This is a genomic window from Leptospira congkakensis (genome assembly GCF_004770265.1).
Taxonomy (GTDB): Bacteria; Spirochaetota; Leptospiria; order Leptospirales; family Leptospiraceae; genus Leptospira_A; species Leptospira_A congkakensis.
This window is the reverse complement of record NZ_RQGQ01000020.1, coordinates 1-18,571: the sequence shown is the minus strand read 5'-3', so window position 1 is coordinate 18,571 and position 18,571 is coordinate 1. Positions and strand designations below refer to the sequence as shown.

General features: G+C 37.3%; 19 protein-coding genes. 8 read left to right on the top strand and 11 right to left on the bottom strand.

Annotated features, from left to right (window positions below; translation table 11 throughout):
- Positions 1-31: 31 nt before the first annotated feature.
- The 7 genes from EHQ70_RS17550 to EHQ70_RS17520 form a co-directional block, all read right to left on the bottom strand.
- Positions 32-577, bottom strand: a complete 546-nt coding sequence (locus EHQ70_RS17550; protein WP_135588610.1) for a hypothetical protein — start codon at positions 575-577, stop codon at positions 32-34.
- Positions 574-1,029, bottom strand: coding sequence for a hypothetical protein (locus tag EHQ70_RS17545; RefSeq protein ID WP_135588608.1), 456 nt, complete (start codon positions 1,027-1,029; stop codon positions 574-576). Before EHQ70_RS17545 ends, EHQ70_RS17550 begins: the two co-directional genes overlap by 4 nt.
- A gap of 130 nt (positions 1,030-1,159) precedes the next feature.
- Positions 1,160-1,693 carry a hypothetical protein gene (locus tag EHQ70_RS17540; RefSeq protein WP_135588606.1) on the bottom strand — a complete coding sequence of 178 codons (534 nt, stop codon included), beginning with the start codon at positions 1,691-1,693 and terminating at the stop codon, positions 1,160-1,162.
- A 166-nt stretch (positions 1,694-1,859) separates the two neighbouring features.
- Entirely contained in the window at positions 1,860-2,768 is a 909-nt protein-coding gene (locus tag EHQ70_RS17535) for a putative Ig domain-containing protein (RefSeq protein ID WP_244288403.1), read from the bottom strand.
- 72 nt (positions 2,769-2,840) lie between these two features.
- The gene (locus tag EHQ70_RS17530; RefSeq protein ID WP_135588604.1) at positions 2,841-3,878 is read right to left on the bottom strand and encodes a DUF6242 domain-containing protein; all 1,038 of its coding nucleotides are present in this window, start codon (positions 3,876-3,878) and stop codon (positions 2,841-2,843) included.
- 240 nt (positions 3,879-4,118) lie between these two features.
- Positions 4,119-5,231, bottom strand: a complete 1,113-nt coding sequence (locus tag EHQ70_RS17525; RefSeq protein WP_135588602.1) for an MBL fold metallo-hydrolase — start codon at positions 5,229-5,231, stop codon at positions 4,119-4,121.
- 70 nt (positions 5,232-5,301) lie between these two features.
- On the bottom strand, positions 5,302-6,105 hold the full coding sequence (locus EHQ70_RS17520; protein ID WP_135588600.1) for a hypothetical protein: 804 nt from the start codon (positions 6,103-6,105) through the stop codon (positions 5,302-5,304).
- An 80-nt stretch (positions 6,106-6,185) separates the two neighbouring features.
- Between EHQ70_RS17520 and EHQ70_RS17515 the strand changes: the two genes are divergently transcribed.
- The 4 genes from EHQ70_RS17515 (at position 6,186) to EHQ70_RS17500 (ending at position 12,259) form a co-directional block, all read left to right on the top strand.
- The gene (locus tag EHQ70_RS17515; protein WP_135588598.1) at positions 6,186-6,755 is read left to right on the top strand and encodes a hypothetical protein; all 570 of its coding nucleotides are present in this window, start codon (positions 6,186-6,188) and stop codon (positions 6,753-6,755) included.
- Between the two features lie 158 nt (positions 6,756-6,913).
- Positions 6,914-7,867, top strand: coding sequence for an efflux RND transporter periplasmic adaptor subunit (locus tag EHQ70_RS17510; RefSeq protein WP_135588596.1), 954 nt, complete (start codon positions 6,914-6,916; stop codon positions 7,865-7,867).
- The gene (locus tag EHQ70_RS17505; RefSeq protein ID WP_135588594.1) at positions 7,867-10,986 is read left to right on the top strand and encodes an efflux RND transporter permease subunit; all 3,120 of its coding nucleotides are present in this window, start codon (positions 7,867-7,869) and stop codon (positions 10,984-10,986) included. Before EHQ70_RS17510 ends, EHQ70_RS17505 begins: the two co-directional genes overlap by 1 nt.
- Positions 10,973-12,259, top strand: a complete 1,287-nt coding sequence (locus EHQ70_RS17500; protein ID WP_135588788.1) for a TolC family protein — start codon at positions 10,973-10,975, stop codon at positions 12,257-12,259. Before EHQ70_RS17505 ends, EHQ70_RS17500 begins: the two co-directional genes overlap by 14 nt.
- 6 nt (positions 12,260-12,265) lie before the next feature.
- Here EHQ70_RS17500 and EHQ70_RS17495 read toward each other — a convergent pair whose 3' ends face one another.
- Entirely contained in the window at positions 12,266-12,973 is a 708-nt protein-coding gene (locus EHQ70_RS17495) for a hypothetical protein (RefSeq protein ID WP_135588592.1), read from the bottom strand.
- Between the two features lie 14 nt (positions 12,974-12,987).
- On the opposite strand from EHQ70_RS17495, the gene EHQ70_RS17490 reads away from it, so the two are divergent.
- Positions 12,988-13,806, top strand: a complete 819-nt coding sequence (locus EHQ70_RS17490; protein ID WP_135588590.1) for a YndJ family transporter — start codon at positions 12,988-12,990, stop codon at positions 13,804-13,806.
- A gap of 29 nt (positions 13,807-13,835) precedes the next feature.
- Here EHQ70_RS17490 and EHQ70_RS17485 read toward each other — a convergent pair whose 3' ends face one another.
- On the bottom strand, positions 13,836-14,969 hold the full coding sequence (locus EHQ70_RS17485; RefSeq protein WP_244288401.1) for a sulfite exporter TauE/SafE family protein: 1,134 nt from the start codon (positions 14,967-14,969) through the stop codon (positions 13,836-13,838).
- A 181-nt stretch (positions 14,970-15,150) separates the two neighbouring features.
- Between EHQ70_RS17485 and EHQ70_RS17480 the strand changes: the two genes are divergently transcribed.
- Positions 15,151-16,149 carry a hypothetical protein gene (locus tag EHQ70_RS17480; protein ID WP_135588588.1) on the top strand — a complete coding sequence of 333 codons (999 nt, stop codon included), beginning with the start codon at positions 15,151-15,153 and terminating at the stop codon, positions 16,147-16,149.
- Positions 16,150-16,397: 248 nt separating this feature from the next.
- Here the strand turns inward: EHQ70_RS17480 and EHQ70_RS17475 are convergent, their stop codons facing one another.
- Both EHQ70_RS17475 and EHQ70_RS17470 read right to left on the bottom strand, forming a co-directional pair.
- Complete coding sequence (locus EHQ70_RS17475; protein WP_135588586.1) at positions 16,398-16,958, bottom strand: ClpP family protease; 561 nt, start codon at positions 16,956-16,958, stop codon at positions 16,398-16,400.
- A gap of 9 nt (positions 16,959-16,967) precedes the next feature.
- On the bottom strand, positions 16,968-17,546 hold the full coding sequence (locus EHQ70_RS17470) for an RNA polymerase sigma factor (protein ID WP_135588584.1): 579 nt from the start codon (positions 17,544-17,546) through the stop codon (positions 16,968-16,970).
- A 384-nt stretch (positions 17,547-17,930) separates the two neighbouring features.
- Between EHQ70_RS17470 and EHQ70_RS17465 the strand changes: the two genes are divergently transcribed.
- Both EHQ70_RS17465 and EHQ70_RS17460 read left to right on the top strand, forming a co-directional pair.
- The gene (locus EHQ70_RS17465; protein ID WP_135588582.1) at positions 17,931-18,119 is read left to right on the top strand and encodes a hypothetical protein; all 189 of its coding nucleotides are present in this window, start codon (positions 17,931-17,933) and stop codon (positions 18,117-18,119) included.
- A 56-nt stretch (positions 18,120-18,175) separates the two neighbouring features.
- Positions 18,176-18,550, top strand: coding sequence for a hypothetical protein (locus EHQ70_RS17460; RefSeq protein ID WP_244288400.1), 375 nt, complete (start codon positions 18,176-18,178; stop codon positions 18,548-18,550).
- The last annotated feature ends 21 nt before the right edge of the window (positions 18,551-18,571 follow it).

The window sequence follows — 18,571 nt, the reverse complement described above, 5'->3', positions numbered from 1 at the left end:
AATGAATTCTCTCCCGTCAATCGGAAATCTCTTAACGCCCTCCCCTATAGAAACCTCTCATATAGGTGCTATCGGGCCTACCCATTGCATTTGAAGATCCGTAGATATTATTTCGCATTACTTCTGTCGAAAACATATTACGATAAGTGTACAACCGATGGTATCTCGGATAATCCCACCATTGAAAAGAAGTATTAAAGAGAACCACTTCTTGGTAATATCCATAATTGACATGTAACCCATAAATATATCCAGTAAAGGGCCAATCATCTGGAAAAAATTCTCCTGCCACCTCCACCTCCGTTTCTTGATACATATCCCTGACAGACCTTCTATCTCCAATCGAACATGGTTCCATCCGACTGGGAACTGGCCCTTCCATTAACACCAAACATTCCGAATTGTATCCATTTTTTTCTGCATATGCCAATTGTTGGTGCGATCGAAGATGTGTGGTATCAACCAATCCTCTGAGAGCCGTTTTTTTATCCAAAGTAGTACACTCGAATATGGATAAAAATACAATCAGAGAAAGGAAAACATACCATAGATGGAACTTCTTTCGAGAAGGTTTCATCTCCCGACTCCTAGCGAATGCTGGGGTGATGAAATTTTCCCAGGCAAACTCTGCTGCATAGATTGGCGTAAGATATTTTCCTTTAAGGAACGGTTATGAAATGGCCCGCGTCCGAATGTAACATCTTTGTATATTTCTGGATTGGCATGCCCTTCATATGCATAAATGGGAACGACCGAAAAAGAGAGCGGAATCATTTCTTTTCGATTTCTATTTGTACTTGGCTGTGGAGTGAGTGGCCGACTTCCCACATAACAATAATTCATACGAGGGAAAGGATACTGTCCATCTGGGGGAAGTAAACATTCCGAGGAAAACCCCGATTCCGCAATCGCAGTATCTTGGTTTTGCCATCCGATCTCAGCCGGGGAATTTTTAGTCCAAAAAAAAGTCCTTCTGTCAAGACTTGTGCACTGAAATAGAACCAGTAAAATACCAACTAGAAGTTTCATACAGGCATTCTACTGGAAATCTAACCGGAATGCGATGGGAGGTACCCGCAATTGCGGAAACTACCTAAAACTTAAGGATTTCCATTCTAAATCTAAAAGAGAGAAATGGATTCTTGGGTAAAATTCTATATCATAATTTTCGAAGATTGAATCGATACGGAGTGTTACTGGAGGAAACACCTCTTCCTTGACAGTTGTATTTGGAAGCATCCACTAACCCAGACGATTCCAAAGTATAGGATTTCCCTGATTCTAATGTTAGTTGTTTGTTAACAGAAAGCCCAGAAGAAAAAAGTTCAGTATTTCCATCCTTCAAAGCAATATGATAATCAAACACACTCGCTGTGCATCCGGAGGAAGAAAGAGTTTGCCTTCCTGAGTTTGCGGTGACTTGATAATTTCCAGTAGCCTGAACCACAATTGATCCATTGACTGCCTGAACACTACAAATGGAAATGGAACCTTCTCCCAAAACAAATGGAGAACTAGAATTGGCAGCTGTTAAATATTGACAAGGGGGAATGGCAAGAACAGAAAGCACAAGCGCATCTACCATTTTATCTCCCGTAAGTTCTGTCCCAGAAATGAGATTCTTATCATCCTTGTTAGCACAACTCCCAAAAAGGAGAGAAAGACACGACAGCCAAACCAAATATTTAAACATACATAACCTACTTATTGTTTTTTTAGATAGGTTTTGAATTCGTTTGTTTGGTTCCTAATTTTAGAAAAAATTTGGGCGCCTCGCAAACTTTTGTTAATCGAACTTCACCCCTTGCAGCGACCGCGCTTTCCGCTGCAATCTTTTGCTTTGCAAAAGGATTTCCGCTTCAATCGCTGGCGTTAGGTGATTCTAAAAACCCACATTTTGGATCGATACCACAAGCAAACTGGCTCATATAACAGACTGAGGAATTAGAACATCTGTGCGGCGATGGCCCTCTGCAAGTAGACGTTTCGACAAAGGCCCGACAGGTTCGATTGATTTTCTCTTCTACTGTGAGAACAATCATCCTCACATGGGATTGGATCTTTAAATAAGGATTTGATTTTGACTCTGCAAATACCTTGTAAGACCGAAACTCATTCCCTGTTGTTTCCGTTGGTATTCCCGAAATTTCCCCTGTGTTTGCATCCAAAAGAATTCCGTCTGGTAATTTCGATTCTAAAGCAAATTTTATTTCTCCCAAGGATTTTAGAATCTTCAAAGAATTCTCTGAAAAATTGGGAGAGATGGGTGTGATGGCCACTCCTAAATCAAACTTAGCAGAGTGAATCGGATAACGAAAAGGTCCAAGACAGGAAATTGATATTTGGTGGTTGTTCTCTTTGTTACCAGATGAGGGAACAAAAAAATGAGAATCTGAACAAAACTCCACAGATACGGTAATTTTTGTATTTCCAACCTCTGTAAATTTTAAAAACTTAGAATGATCATCACCAAACAATTGTTTTTCTGTTACATTTTCTAAATTTTTGCCTACAATCGTAAAATTAGAATTTTCTAATACCACTGTTGGAGAAACAGATTCAATAGAAAAAACATCCTCTGATCCAAAACCAGAATCCTGTCCAGTTTCTCTATTTCCCTCTGCGGCTGGGGATACGAGTCCGAGAAGGCTCACCATCCAAGAATCCGTGTTGCTAGAATCTTTGGAAGAACAACTCCATACAACTAAGAAAGACGTAGCGAACAATCCAATCTTAAAGATCAGAAATAGAATTAATTTTTTTGTCATTTTGACCACCTCTATAGGAGAGAGGGGTCAAAATGATTTAGTTGGTGAGAAAAAACTTTTAGTCTTAGCGGCCTATTCGCAAGAAGCTGTCATTACTTTGGAAGGTCCGCTAAAAGATACTGCCACAAAAGTATTTTTTCCAAAAGTAATGGATTTCCAGGTGATTTGCTCTGGGGCAGATTGTGCTTTCCAAGTAATTCCGTCAGTAGATGTCATAATTTGATTGGTTCCATCTGAGGACACTGCCACAAAAAGACCATTACCGTAGGTGACGGAATTCCATTGGTTCCCTGCTGCAGGAGAACGTGGTGTCCAGGTGATTCCGTCAGGAGATGTCATCACCCGATTATTGGTTCCACTGTTAGCTACTGCAACAAATAGACCATTCCCATAAGTAATAGAAGACCAACCATTTACTTCCACATCATTCCGTGCTGTCCAGTTGATCCCGTCAGGGGAAGTCATAACTTTTCCCGTTGAGCCTCTGAGAGCCACAAAAAGTCCATTTCCGAATCCAACTGGCGTCCAGGCTGCGGAAGGATCGGGAACAGTACGGCCTGTCCAAATGAGTCCGTCCGTGGATGTCCAAACTTTATCTCCACCTCCGGAGGCTAATGCTACAAATACTCCATTGCCAAAAGAGACACCTCCTGGCATAAAAGGCGTCGGATTAGTAGTTCTATCTGTCCAAGTTACTCCGTCAGGAGAGGATATTATGCTAACTGTATTAGAAGGGGATGTTGCTACAAATTTGCCATTTCCATAAGCAAGCGAGGTTAATGACTGCGAAGGTTGAGATGTGGCATGTCCCGTCCAAGTGATTCCATCTGAGGAGACCATGGCACCTACTGCTGCACTGGTCGCAATTGCCACAAAACGATCATTCGCGAATTTGACTGATTGCCATGAATCAGCTGACGCAGGAGTACGGATGGTCCAACTCAGTGTTTTATTTTGACATGCTAAGTTTTCGGAAGCACTGTTCGCCGAAGCCACGGCCCCGAGCAAAAGTAATGCGAGTGAATCATTATTGTCTGACTTCGGTTCACAGCCAATTGTGGAAAAAAGGATTAAACTGAATAAAAGAACAGATAGGGAAAATTTTCTCATTTAAGAACACCAATATAAAATTTAACGTTCATTATTTGAATATTCTAATTGAGTGTCAAATCGCAATTTAGCGATTAACATAAATTAGGAAAAAATGAAAAGATTCGCTTTTTACTAATAAATGTTTGTCTGTTTTGTCTAAAATTTTGCTACAGATGGCTAAAAAGGCGGGACTCCCACCTCCTTAACCATTGGCTCAAACAAACCAATCAGTGTTTTCTTACATGATTTGGATTAAAATCATTCCGATTGGATGAATTTTTTCCACCAACGTTCCATTAGGTTGGGTTCTCGAATTTTGACAATTTGTCCAAATTTAGGAGTGAGGAGATCAATCTTATAAATCTCTGCTTGTTTCTCTAGAGATTCGGCAGGTTCGTACCAACTGTGTAAGGACAAATCGAACATCCCCCAGTGGACAGGAACCAGTCTTTTGCCTTTTAAATCCAAATGTGCTTTTGCGGTTTGTTCAGGCAAAACATGAACGGCTTCCCACATCGGATTGTATTGACCGTTTTCAATAAAGGTGAGATCAAAGGGTCCAAACTTATCACCAATGTCTTTAAAGTGCACATCGTATCCTGAGTCACCACTGAAATAAAATCTTTCCTTTTCTCCAATGACTGTCCAAGAAGACCAAAGGGTTTTATTTCCATTTGTCCCACTTCTTCCTGAAAAATGTTGGGCTGGTGTACAAACAATTTTGATTTTTCCTAAATCCAAACTTTGCCACCAATCAAGTTCCGTTAGACGATCGTCCGATATACCCCACTCTTTTATATGAGAAGTGACACCAAGTGGTGTGATGAACTTTGTATTTTTTGTTTTAAAAAATTCAATGGTTTGCATATCAAGATGGTCGTAATGATCGTGAGAGATGATGATATAATCAATTGTTGGTAATTCTTCCAACTTCACTACTGCATCTTGAAATCTTTTGACCATAAAACTAAAAGGGGCAGCAGATCCAGAAAACACCGGGTCAAAAAACAAAATTTTTCCTTCAATGTTTACAAGAAAGGTAGAATGTCCAAACCAAATAAATTTGATACTTTCGTCTGGTTTCAAAAACTCTGCAAAATCTGGTTTTTCTTCTGGTAACTGCACATCGGGCCTTTGGTGTTTATCTCCGCCAAATAGAAATTTAAAGAGGAGTGAAACAAAGTTTTGGTTTTCCCGCATTTTCTCAATCACATCGGGCCGACGATTGACAAACTGATCCCTAGTGTGGTCATAATGTGTGGATTTTTTTATTGTTTCAAGGTGGGCTCCATGCGGGTCCTTTCCAAATGCTTTGCATTGAACATAAGAAAGGCTAAAAAACACCAAAAGGTATAAGGGTAAATATCGCAAAAACTTCTCTCCCGAAAATGAGTTCTAGTTTAGACTCATCTCCAGTTCGCAAAAGTAAGTTTGGTTCACTTCATTTCTCGAGAGATTTTAATTTTTCTTTCGCTTTTGAATACCAAAATCCTGTTTTCTGCATATCCACAATGGATTGTAAAAATCTTATTTCCGCCGACCGGTGGTTTTTTCCGAATTTCAAATCAAAGATCTGTTTTTCTTGGTCCGGTTCGATCTTTCTTTGATAAAATTCGGAGTTATCTAAGATTTGATTGAACTCAATGGTAAAACTTGATGAGTTTGAAAATAACGATGTAGAAGAAGGAATCACTTTTGTTTTGATCGTAAAAATTCCCAAAAATACAATTTCTCCAGGGGCACCTTTAATTTTTAATGTTTTATAACTTTTAAAAGGGTTTAAACGAGAGTTCATATTCATCGAACAATTGTTGCCACAACTTCTAACCCATTTTAGCCCTCGAATCAAATACTCTTTATCACCATTTAGCATACTGGGATTGAACATTGTTTTTTTGGGAGAATACGAATAAGAAATATAGGACATTTCTTCTTCTTCATAATAGTAAAAAGAACTTTTGGTGGAGGAACCCTTAAACGTATCTTTCGTTTCGTCAAGTTCTTCGATTTCGTATAATTCGATATTGTCTCCAGCCAAGGCCTGTAGATAAGCATAACTACTAGTGATGACTACATCTTTTCTCTCTGTTTCATCAAAAAGAATAAAACCGATTAATGTTTTTTTGTTTTCGTCAACTGAGTCTTTAGGATCGAACAAACGTTCCGTGGTTGATTTGCAAGAAAAATTCAGAACAACAAAGACAAGAAACAAAATTTGTACGATATTCAATTGGATAGAAAACATTCTGTTATATGAGGAAAATTACTAAACACTGTCAACAAAAAATAACTTGCCATTAGGTGGTAATTACTTAAGATTTGTCGATGCAACCTTACTTTCGAATTCCTTTTTATTTGATTATTTTAATATTTCTTACAAACTGTATTTCCTTTGCAGAGAAATTATCCGAAGTTGATGAAACATTCATTAAGGGATTAAAACAAAATCCAACGACAAAATCAATCACAATCTACCCGCCTTCATTCATCGAACACCCAGGAACTGTTGTGGCCGATGCAAAACGGATTAAACTTGCTTTTGAAGAATCTGGATATTTTAAATCGGTAAAACTTGGAAATAAAGAAGATGAAATCTTTGCATTAGTATTTTATTCCAGAAAACCAGACGGAGGCAATGGACCAATCATTTCCGGAGCAACATTTGGAATCATCCCTGCCATTGGGCGCGATATCATCTCTACCGAAGTTACTTTTAGAAACAATGAAACTGGAAAAGCAAAATCTTATACTCGTGTATCAGAAATCAAAATTTACTTGGGTTGGATTTTTCTCCCACTTTGGCCGTTTTTCCCAGAAACACCACAGTTGAATAAAATCATTCAATACCAAGTAAACTCAATTCTAAAAGAAGCAAAATTAGATGGAGTGATCTAAACAGCCCGCAAAAATCAAAAAAGCTTGGGTTTTATTCGAATCAAATGATCGAAAGATGAGTGAGCATTTGGGGGCCGAATTCAAGTTTTTAGAAAACCAAAATCCTTTTTCCGGTTGCTTTCACTTACTCACCCAGTACATTGAAAAAAGGACTCGGTATGCCCAAACATCTCGCTCTCTTCCTTCTATTCTTTTTTTCCTTTGCCTGTAATTCAAAACCCGAAGAGACTCGACCTCGTATTGCCAGCTTTCATGCCATCCAAGATGGCGAGATCATAAAAAAATCAGAAGGTGATCTACCATCCACCATTTCACTCGCAAACGTCGAATATCGCAACTTAGGTGCTGGACTTTCGATTCCCGTTCGAATTTCAGTGGTTTGTGTCTCTTCGAAGGAAGCAAACTTTTCCTATCATTTCGAAACAGAAGAACAATCCGTTAACTATTCTGATTATTTAAAAAGTAAAGCGGCTCTCTACGGGTCAAAAAAGTCCTATTCACGTTTAAAGTATCTTGTCGAAAACCAAGCTGCCGCCGGCAAAGAATTAAACGATGCCCAAGTGCAATTACAACAAATGGCAGCATCGATGGAAGAAAATCTGAATCGGTTACGAATGCAAGGAATACCAATTGAAAAACTTTCCAAATTAAAACCTGGAAACATTTTGATTGTAGGAGATATTCCTGAGACAAAACTAAATCGTGTAAAATTACAATCAAAACTCCATATTAAGTTTTCCGCATTTCCGGGAGAAAAATTTGAAACCCGAATTGATTCCATTTCTGACGTGATTGATCCTGTGAGCCGAACTGTCAAAGTCATTATCATCACCAAAAATACAGGAAACCAATTCAAACCAGGAATGTTTGGAACCGGACAAGTCGAGTTAGAAAACATTGAAGCTCTTTCCGTTCCCAATGAATCCATAATTTTAATTGGTGATACAAATTACATCTTCAAACAAGTGGATGCTTCTAGTTTCCAAAGAATCCAAGTGGAGACGGGAATCGAAACAGAAGATTATACACAAATTTTGTCTGGACTATCACAAAACGATCGAGTGGTTTCTCATGGATCTACATTATTAAAAGGACTTAGTTTCGGTTACTAATGGGATTCATTAACTTTTCATTAAAAAACTCACCAATCGTTTTATTTGGGTTTTTAATGATTTCTGCATTTGGAATTTATTCCGTAACACATCTAAAGATAGATGCCTATCCAGATGTTTCCGATACAGAAGTCATCGTCATTACGAAGTTTGATGGTCGCGCTTCTTCAGAAGTTGAAAAACTCGTGACGATTCCCTTGGAACGTGCGCTAACTGGTGTTCCTGGATTAACAACAACTCGTTCCCAAAGTATCTTTGGACTTTCTGTCATTCGACTCACTTTCAAAGACCATACAGATGAGTATTTTGCAAGGAACCAAGTAAACGAAAGATTAAAATCCATTCAATTACCCGAAGGAACCGAAGTTCCGGAATTAGGTCCCTTAACTTCCCCTGTTGGAGAAATTCTACGTTATGCAGTGGAAGGTGATGGAATGCCCACTATGGAACTTCGAAGTATCCAGGATTGGGAACTGGCACCTCGTATCCAACAAATCCAAGGTGTTGCCGACGTGATTACGTTTGGTGGTGATATCAAAGAATACCAAATCGAAATCAATCCGATCAATCAGGACAAATACAATGTATTCTTAAGAGATTTGGTTTTAGCGATTGAAGAAAACAATGCCAATACTGGTGGAAATATTTTTAAACATGGAAACCAAGCCATTCCTGTAAGAGCCTTAGGTGCCATTGAAAACGAAAAAGACATTGAAAACATCATTGTTACAGAAAAAAAAGATATCCCCATTTATGTAAAAGATATCGGAAAAGTAAGAGTCATTCCGCATCCACCAAAAGGAATCCTAGGTTATCGGTTACAATCAGGAAAGGAAGTCAATTCCGGAGTACAAGGAATTGTAATGATGCGAAAAGGAGAGAACCCTTCTGAAGTATTAAAGTTAGTAAAAGAAAAAATCAAAAACTTGGAAGGGTTTCTCAAAACAAAAGGAATTCGTATCAGAATTTTGTATGATCGCCAAGAACTAGTATCCAATACCTTAAGAACAGTTCTCCAAACTATGTTGGAAGGAATCACAATCGTAATGATAGTGCTTATCTTTCTTCTTGGCAATTACCGAATTGCACTGGCAGTAGCCATAACCATCCCCTTTTCCTTATTGTTTTCTTTTTGCCTGATGCATCTTGTAGAAATTCCAGCCAACTTACTTTCGCTAGGTGCCATCGACTTTGGAATCATCGTTGATAGTTCAATCGTAATCATAGAAGGAATTATTGCTACAATCGCCATATCGATGAGTACAAAGAAAAAATCCAGTTTAGATGAACTCATCCTTCGTTCCTCTGGCCATACGGAGAAGGAAGTCTTTTTTTCTATCGCTGTGATCCTTTGTGCTTACCTTCCCATTTTTTTATTTGAACGTGTGGAAGGAAAATTATTCAAACCTATGGCATTTGGTTTAGCATTCACATTAATTGGAGCCTTACTTTTTTCTTTAACTGTATTACCTGTAATCTTTTCTCGATTCTTCCAAGAAGAACATCGCCGCCAAACAAAAGAATTTTTTATACTCACTCATGCACGAACCTACTTTGTCCAATTCCTTCATTCTTTTTTAGAACACTCTCAAAAGATTATTTATCGAATTTATATCGTTGTTTTCGTATTACTTTGTTTTGTATTTTGGGGACTAGGAACAGAGTTTTTGCCTGAGTTAGATGAAGGTGCCATCAATTTTCGATGCAAACTACCAACGGGAATTCATTTAGATAGAACAGCCAATGTAGCAAACCTATTACGAGAAGCTGTAGGAGAATTTCCAGAAGCAAAAGTCATCATAACGCAATCGGGCAGAAACGATGATGGTACAGATCCTTTTGGCCCCAACCGGATCGAGGGACTGATTACCTTGGAAAATTATTCCAAATGGAAAACAGTTCATTCAAAATCTGAAATGCTTGATCTTTTAAGAGAAAAATTTGAACGACTTGTACCGGGAGCTAAATTTAGTTTTTCACAACCAATTTTGGACAATGTTGCAGAAGCCGTTACTGGATCTGCAGCTGACTTATCCATTCAACTATCCGGTCGAGATGTTTCGGTTCTTTGGCAAAAAGCTACCGAAATAGAATCGGCCTTAGAAAAATTATATGGTGTATCGGCAATTGGAATCGAACAAGAAGGCCCCAACACCGAACTCGTTATCTCTATCGATAGGGAAGCCGCTGCGAGAGCCGGGATCAATTTTTCCGACATCCAGGACATCACAGAAATTGCTGTTGGTGGAAAAGAAATCAGCAAATTATATTTAGACAATCATATCTACAATATTACGGTTCGATATCCTGAAGAGTACAGAACCTCTGTTAACTCCATTGGAAACATAAATATCAAAAGTAAATATGAAAGCAAATACCCACTTTCCTCTGTGGCCAAGTTAGAACTAAAGGAAATGCCCGCAAAAATTGCACGAAAAAACGGCACAAGAATGGTCTCTGTTTGGATCAACATTGAAGGCAGGGACCAAGGTGGATTTGTAAACGAAGCCAAAAAAATCGTAGAAAATCAAATCAAACTTCCATCCGAAGTAGAAATCCAATGGGGAGGACAATTTGAAAACCTAACTAGAGCTAGCAAACGTTTGATGGTAGCCGTACCTCTCACTTTTGCCATCATACTATTTATATTGTATCTTATGTTTCACAAGATTTCAGATAGTTTACTTGTTATGTCAAGTATACCAGTGGCAGCACTCGGAGGGTTATCTTTTCTATTTATCAGAGGTATGCACTTTAACGTTTCCTCGGGTGTAGGACTTATTTCCCTTTTCGGAATTTCCATTATGGGAGGAGTTCTATTTGTTTCCAACTTCAATCATGAAAAAGAAAATAAACCCGTAAAAGATAATGCAACACTTAGAGAATTAATTTTACATGTTTCGGAGATTCAATTTCGTCCCAGATTTTTAACGTTAACAACTGCCATTATAGGATTACTTCCAGCTATGTTAACCAATGAAATTGGTTCTGACATCCAAAGGCCAATGGCAACAGTTATTGTCGGTGGATTGTTATTTACCCTTATTCTTGGTAATTTCACCATCCCTCTACTCTGTTACTTAAATGAACAAAGAAAATTACGTAATGCAAAGTTCTAAATATAATTTAAACATTTCCTTAGTATGTTTTTTCTTTATTTATATTTCCTTTTGTTTGCCCATTCTTCCAAAGGAAAAAACAAAAAAAGAATTTAGTTTTGATCAAGCGATAAACTTTGCTCTCAAAAACAACAAACAAGTAGCAATTGCAAAATATGAAATCGAATTTAGCAAAGCGGATCGAATTACAGCCGGCCTTCGTCCCAATCCATTTTTAAACATCAATGCAGATATTTTACCCTTTAATCCAAACTCAAAACAATTTGATCCCAACAGAAACCAATACGGTGTTAGTTTAGGATTTATTTACGAAACAGAAAACAAACGAGAAGAAAGAATTAACGTCGCAAACAAAAAACTCAAAATGGATGAGTTGATTTTTTTAGAATCTCTTCGCAAAATTTCCTTAGGAACAGGAAATCTATTCATCGCCACACTCGCAGCTAGAGAAAGATACTTATTGGCAGAAGAAAACTATAAAAACTTAGTAAACATTGTTGAGATCAATAAAATCAGATTCAAAAAAGAAGACATTTCTAAACTAGAACTGTTACGATCGGAAGTAGCACAAGACCAATATGCTGTTGCAAAAGTATCTGCACAAGTTGACTACTTAAAATTAAAAAACGAACTCATCGTTGTTTTGGGATTGAATCCAAGTGAAATCGACATCTTTCTTTCCGGAAACTTAGATTCCTTAAAATTATTTCCTCAAATTGATTCAGAAAAATTATTAAAATTAGCAACACAAGGAAGACCAGATTACTTAGCATTAGTCAATGCAGAAGATGTAGCCCTAGCCAATTTCAAATTACAAAAGGCAAATGCAGTTCCCAATGTTAGTATTCTTTTTGATTCACTTGTCCAACAAAATCAATATATGTATGGAATGTCATTTAATATGGATTTGCCTGTTTTTTCAAGAAACCAAGGGGAAATAGCCAAAAGCCAATCAGCCGGAAAACAAGCCGCACTCTTTCGTGAAGAGTTGTATTTAAATTTAGCAAAAGAAATGGCGATTACCGAAGAGGAATTGAAAGTTAGGTTTGAAGCTTTGGAACAGATGCGCCAAATTTCTTTATTAAAATCGCAACAAGCAGTTAAAATTGTAGAATTAGCATATAAGGGAGGGGGTTCCACCTTACTCGAGTTTTTGGATACAACAAGATCCTATAATGAAACTAGATTGAAGTATATTGATGCTTTGGTAGAATACGAAAGAGCTTTATTAAATTTAAAATACATTGCAGGTTTTGATTACGAATCTAATTAAACTAACTCAAGACATATCTCCAATCCTCTTACCCATTTCCTTTATGATTGTGAATCGAAGGGTTGTGAACTCTGAATGGAAATCTTTTCGATTTCTTTCTGCCATTGCCGCTTTATGTTCTAATCCGTCTTTTTTAGAACCCATTCCATGAACCATTTCGATCATTTCCCTTTCCGAATTCCAAATACTAAAAGTCAAAAAATTTCCCAATGGCCGGAAGGCAGCAAAAGCCAGTTTTTTTCCTGGATGATCTCTCACCTGCTTCTCTACAGGTTTTCCCCATTTTGTAAACCGAAACAGTTGGGAAAGTTTTAACCTCGCTAAGGTGATGGCAACCACGGATTTTTCTAAATCAGAATTTGGAGAATGAAGAACTGCGGAATCTAATTCTTTGATTGTCCCCCATCTTCGATACAATCGCAATCGAATCTGCCATCCAGAGTGGATAGGATCTCTTGGAGAATGATTTAAAAATTGATCCAAATCCGCCTCCGATTTCCAAAAAGCCACGAGCACCACTCTCGAAAAAAAATATCGATTTTTGGATATGATGGATTCTCCCAATTGCATCGGAATCAATGTTTCCGCATGAATGAGTCCTTTTACTTTCTTTTGTTTTAGGTAGAAAAATAGATAGTAAGGCAGTTTATAAAATGGCAATTCAAACTGATGGAAACTAAAAATTTCTTGTGTAGGAACTTGTATCTCTGACATTTTTAATCTGCTCAATGAATGAAAATTATTTTTTACTCGGTTTACTTAGTTTCGGATATCTAATTGCACCCTACTTTAGTAATCGATACTTTTTAAATCACTCAAAGGTATACACCCGATTTCACTTAATTTCTTTTCTACTCACGATTTTGGCAATCTACTTTAAGATACCAATCTTAAGCATCGTATGGACTTCTTTTTGTGGATTCGGATTGATTTTATTTTTCCAAATTCATACCAATCGTTTGTTTCAAGGTTTTACTTGGATAGGGGTATTTCCGATGGGTTTTGGATTTCTTTCCTCTATTTGGTTCTTTTGTGGAACGAACGAATTCAATTTACTTGGATATAATAGAACCTGGAGTTACTATGCCGCCATCCATAGTTGTTATATTGGTTGGTTGTTTTTATCAGGAATCACTTTTCTTTCCCAAAGAAACCAGAGATCAAAAACATATCTTATCATTAGTTTAACAATTGTGATTCTATTTCTGATGATCGCATTCGGAATTTATAAAAGTGACCTTCTCAAAAAAGTCGGTGTGGTTGGGTATCTGTTTCTACTCCCTTTTTCCATAATTCATTCAAAGATATTATTTCAAAACAAAAGTTCTATTTCGAGAATCATGGCAAGATGTAGTCTATTTTTTCTTTCTTTAACTTTGATCTTGGCTTTTTTAAATGAATTTTATTTAGGGTTTCCAAAATCGATTTTTGGATATCCTTTGATGGTGATGGTTCATGGAAGTATCAATTCTTTTATAGTGATACCTTGTTTTTTAGGATCCGTTGCTTTTGCATCATCTAAAATTCAAAACGAAATTGTCACTTGAATTGGTGAAAGAATTTTTGCTAGGGAATATCAAAAATCATATTTTTCAATCAACAGTTGGTCCTTAAAGTAATATGCCTCATAAGACTGAGAACCAATGGCATAAACCACCTCCACTACAATTTGATCTGCTTCCGTGTGGCGACTTTTTACCAATTGTTGGTTTTCTTCTGTTAATTCAGAAATCGGAATTACTTGTTCGAATTCAAATCCTTCATCATAACTTAATTCAAATGCATACTCTCCATTGAGCCATTTCAATTTAGTTTCGATACCGTTCTCTTTCGAATTGGCGAGAAGTTCTCCCCCATTTTGTAAGATAAGATGGGAGCTAGCATTACCGAACATAAAAAAACCAGAGATAAACATAGCGAAGTAACCTATTTTTTTGAAAAACAGATCACTCAATCTAGGCAACACCCATTTCATAAACCAAGTGGACAACAAAGCAGAAACCGCTATGGAAAATCCAACAGAGATGACTTTCATTGAAATCAATCCGAATAAAGTATAAAGCACAATCTTGATCAAATGTAGAATCACTTCGTTCGCAGCCCTAGTCGCGATGATTTCTTCTTTGGTAAGGCCATAACGAAAATAAAATTTGTTGAATAACAATCCCACGGCACCTGTAAACCCAGATAAAAAACCAGCCACAAACCCTATGCATGTGATCTTAAACGGAGATAGTTTTCTGATTTCCGAGATTTCTTCCTGCTTTTTAAAAAGCAAAGGAAGATTGGTCACAAGGAAAATTCCCAAAACAATTTCCAAATACAATGGATTCACAAACTTTAATAACCAAGCACCTAGTAAAAGTGCCGGCAGAGCCGCTGGAATGAACCACCTTACAATAGGCCAATGGATATTTTGACGAAAAACAATGATCCTTGAAGATGAACTCGTAAATGTTCCAATGGATAACGCTGCTGGAACTTGAGTGATAGGAAGAAAACTGCCAAGAATAGGAATTAGCATCAGGCCAGCTCCACCACCACAAATAGCACTAATGGCAAAAGCAATAAAACTAGAAACGAATACAATAGATAAAGTCAATAACATCATGATCACATAGTTCAAAAGTGAAAAGGAAACTCTTAAACGTTTTAAATAAAGGTTATGGTCTATATAAAAACAAAACCAAAAATTATCAATCGGAAACATTCATCCGTCATTTCTTAAAACTAGGTATCAATTCTAATGACTCTGCGATTATTATCATTGAATCCTATCGATAATAAAGGCTTTGAAAAAAATTGACACCGATATCATTTGTTATAAACTAAGCGCCTGTCATTTGAGTTTAACTTTTCGATTCTCAAAATTTTGCCGTAGGTAAAAAATTATGAAAACTTTTTTAGCCTTAACTCTTCACTCGTTTCTGTTTGTTTTTTATTTCCCTACCTATTCACAAACATTTTCGATTTCAGAATCTGAGTATCAAAAAAGAGGGCTGAAAATTTTAGAAACTATTCTACAAGCAAACCAATTCCCTTCTCCTAAACTAGATTCTAAATTAAATCTGGCTGCGGAAAAACATGGGGACTATTTATCTCTCAATCAAAATACAAATATCAAAATTGATAGTCAAATGGAAACCATTGATTGGGTTCACAATGAAAGAGAGGGCCTTCCTGGATTCATTGGCAAAACTCCCCAAGACCAGGCAATGGCAGTAGGATTCAAACCTGACACCGGTTGTTACGTAGGAAACACTGTGTTACCTTTGATGAAAAAAAATCATAGAGAATCACCGGAATTTTTGTTTAGAGGACTGCTTGATACTCCCTTTCATAGATCGATGGTATTGCACCCTGCAATCCAACGTGTCGGTATGAAAAGGGTAGCTTACGAGAATGGAAAATACATCTTAGTTTTTTTTGCAGAATATTGTATCACGGGAAAAAAACCTGCCTTTGTTCATTATCCAGTCCAAAACGATGTAGATATCCGTCTACGTATGCCTCCTGAATTACCAAATCCATTTCCACAGTTACAATATCTTTCTTATTCGACAGCCATCACAGTACAGCTGTTTTTTGATGATTTACCCGAAACAGAATTGTTTTGGGAAGAAGCCACCCTTTTAGATTCACATGAGAAAGTGATTCCCATTAGTTTATTAAGTTTGGCGAACCCTCCACCCGATACAAAAGAATTTTTAAAAAGTATGAAGTTTGTGGCTTTCGTGGCGAATGAACCTTTTTTACCTAACTCTGAATATACGGTGAATGCAAAAATAAAAAACCAATTAGGAAAAATAGTCTTTCAGAAAACTTGGAAGTTTCGAACGGAATCGGATGATTCTTTTTTCAAAACATTCGCAAATCAAGATCCGAAATGATGATAAAAATACGAATCACTCCGTCTGGGTTTACGAATTAGAGAGCAAAACATATGTTCACTTGAAAAAATGAAACAAAAGGCGAACAAATTTTAATAAAAAAAATGGTATGAACAAAGGTCATTGCCAGTTTCAGAGAATTGTGGTAGAGGGGGAAGCGCACTGCCCACGAACCACTCCCCTCCACCCTAACTCGGGCGGGGGTTTGTGGATTCGCAATCAGATTATGTCTCATCATTAATTCAAAATCAAACACCAATAATCTTATCAATGATCCCGTAGTCCAAGGCTTCCGTGGCAGAAAACCAAGTATCACGTTCCGTATCTTCCATAAGTTTCTCTAAAGGTTGTCCTGTTGCCTTTGCCATGATTTCATTTAATAAATCTTTTTCCCTTTTGACTGACTCGGCAAAAATGCGAATGTCTTCGGCTGGACCTTTAAACTCTCCCATAACATGTGGTTGGTGGATCAAAACTTTACTATGAGGGTAGGCAAAACGGTTTCCTTTCGCTCCCGAAAGAAGTAACACTGCTCCAAATGACATAGCCATTCCTAAACAAGTGGTATAAACTGGATTATGAAGACTCTTCATTACATCAAGGATCGCCAAACCAGCATATGTTGATCCTCCTGGCGAGTGAATGTATAAGGTGATAGGTCTTGTCGGGTCTACAGCTTCAAGATATAAAAAACGATCAATCAGATATCTCGCCGAGTTGTCGTTTACTTCTCCCCAAAGAAATACTTTTCGTTGTTCCAAATACACATTTTCAATTTGCCCATTCGAATAAACTTGTGTTGATTCCAAATGATTCTCCTAAGCTGCCATCATAAAATTTGAACTGGCCTCTGGTCGGAATGTCTCACCGATCCCGTGTCTGAGAATTTTTTTAACGTGAATATGTCTTTTTTTGATAAATGATAAAGTTTTTCCTTCTGATTTAGAAATTTCGACCAATGAATAATTTTTGTAATAATAAAGTTCGATTAACCTCTGATCAGCCAAATCCAATTTTTTTACATTTTTGAAAATCGTTTCATAGCATTCTTTTTCTAAATAAGAAGAATGTAACTCTTCAGAATTTTGATCCATTTGATTCGGATCGACAAAAACCAAATTTTGATTTTCCTTCTTTCTCAAGATGCGATCTCCGTGTTTGATGAGAGCTCTTTTTAACAAAGTGGGAAATGCGGCCGGAATTGTAATTTTCTCAAGATTCTGATACAAATCCCAAAAAGATTCCTGGACGATATCTTGCGAAAGATCCTCGTCCTTTAAAATCTTCGATGCAAATTTATTGGCAAAACCGGAGAACCGGTTTTGTAAAACGGTCCAAGCTCTCAGATCTCCAGATTTCGCCTGATCCAGAAGTTCTATATAGGATTTGTCATTCATACAATTAAAAGTCCCAACCTACTTTAATTTGGTTCTAGAAAAAAAAGAGAGGAAATCATTTTTTTTTGAAAAAAATCTATGATGCGAAATGGGAGAAAGCCGTTCGAAAAAGCGAAAAGATTTGGAATAAAATTTTGAGTTCTTCGAAGGTCATTGCCAGTTTCAGAGAATTGTGGTAGAGGGGAAAGCGCACTGCCCACGAACCACTCCCCGCCACCCTAACTCGGGCGGGGGTTTGTGGATTAGCAACCCGATTATGTCTCTTCCCCCTTCCCGCTCCCTGAGTTAAAAAACCCTGCCAGTATAAGCCATACCTGAGAACTAACAACTGCTAGCAGTCAATACCCGAATCCTTCTCGGCCTGCATATTTCATTTTTCGCGTAATGTTCACTAAAATTTGGTCGCTTTTAAGCCAATTGGATTTGTATCATGGCCAATCAGTTGTGAATACGGAACTTCAACTTTTTACTTTGGGACTTAGTCGTATGAAAGGCGATTCCGAAATTGTGAATCTTTGGAAAACTTTCTCCAAAACTTACGATGATAACCAGAAAAAGAATGCTCCCAAATAAAACTGGCTCTACTCACCTTCGACCTCAAAAATCATTCAAACGAAAGTTTTTTAATTATGAATAGTGACCTAGGTATAGATCTCACTTTATTCGTTTGGAATAGCACCATTGCCATTTTAGTCGTAACATTTGTTTGTTGCTTGGCAAGTTTTCGCCGAACCATTCTTTTAATGATTGTTTTAGCCATTACACTGTTAGCTGGCATTCAATTTGTTTACAACTCGCATCATGATCTGATTAAAATCATGAGTTTTATCAAACTCATGCTGCTTCTACCCCTTGGTTTGGGAGCATTACTCAGCTTTTCTATTTTGTCTGAAAATAAACAGCGAAGGTTCCTGCTTTGGTTTTCCCGATATATCAACTTTGCTGTGGTGTGGTATTCCCCGTTTATTTCGGACAATAAATTAAGCACATCGCTTTTCATATAACTTTCTAAATACAATAGGAGA

Coding starts and splice junctions, on each gene's coding strand:
- EHQ70_RS17550 (WP_135588610.1), bottom strand. CDS start 577: ATGAAACCTTCTCGAAAGAAGTTCCATCTATGGTATGTTTTCCTTTCT.
- EHQ70_RS17545 (WP_135588608.1), bottom strand. CDS start 1,029: ATGAAACTTCTAGTTGGTATTTTACTGGTTCTATTTCAGTGCACAAGT.
- EHQ70_RS17540 (WP_135588606.1), bottom strand. CDS start 1,693: ATGTTTAAATATTTGGTTTGGCTGTCGTGTCTTTCTCTCCTTTTTGGG.
- EHQ70_RS17535 (WP_244288403.1), bottom strand. CDS start 2,768: ATGACAAAAAAATTAATTCTATTTCTGATCTTTAAGATTGGATTGTTC.
- EHQ70_RS17530 (WP_135588604.1), bottom strand. CDS start 3,878: ATGAGAAAATTTTCCCTATCTGTTCTTTTATTCAGTTTAATCCTTTTT.
- EHQ70_RS17520 (WP_135588600.1), bottom strand. CDS start 6,105: ATGTTTTCTATCCAATTGAATATCGTACAAATTTTGTTTCTTGTCTTT.
- EHQ70_RS17515 (WP_135588598.1), top strand. CDS start 6,186: ATGCAACCTTACTTTCGAATTCCTTTTTATTTGATTATTTTAATATTT.
- EHQ70_RS17510 (WP_135588596.1), top strand. CDS start 6,914: ATGCCCAAACATCTCGCTCTCTTCCTTCTATTCTTTTTTTCCTTTGCC.
- EHQ70_RS17505 (WP_135588594.1), top strand. CDS start 7,867: ATGGGATTCATTAACTTTTCATTAAAAAACTCACCAATCGTTTTATTT.
- EHQ70_RS17500 (WP_135588788.1), top strand. CDS start 10,973: ATGCAAAGTTCTAAATATAATTTAAACATTTCCTTAGTATGTTTTTTC.
- EHQ70_RS17495 (WP_135588592.1), bottom strand. CDS start 12,973: ATGTCAGAGATACAAGTTCCTACACAAGAAATTTTTAGTTTCCATCAG.
- EHQ70_RS17490 (WP_135588590.1), top strand. CDS start 12,988: ATGAATGAAAATTATTTTTTACTCGGTTTACTTAGTTTCGGATATCTA.
- EHQ70_RS17485 (WP_244288401.1), bottom strand. CDS start 14,969: ATGTTTCCGATTGATAATTTTTGGTTTTGTTTTTATATAGACCATAAC.
- EHQ70_RS17480 (WP_135588588.1), top strand. CDS start 15,151: ATGAAAACTTTTTTAGCCTTAACTCTTCACTCGTTTCTGTTTGTTTTT.
- EHQ70_RS17470 (WP_135588584.1), bottom strand. CDS start 17,546: ATGAATGACAAATCCTATATAGAACTTCTGGATCAGGCGAAATCTGGA.
- EHQ70_RS17465 (WP_135588582.1), top strand. CDS start 17,931: ATGTTCACTAAAATTTGGTCGCTTTTAAGCCAATTGGATTTGTATCAT.
- EHQ70_RS17460 (WP_244288400.1), top strand. CDS start 18,176: ATGAATAGTGACCTAGGTATAGATCTCACTTTATTCGTTTGGAATAGC.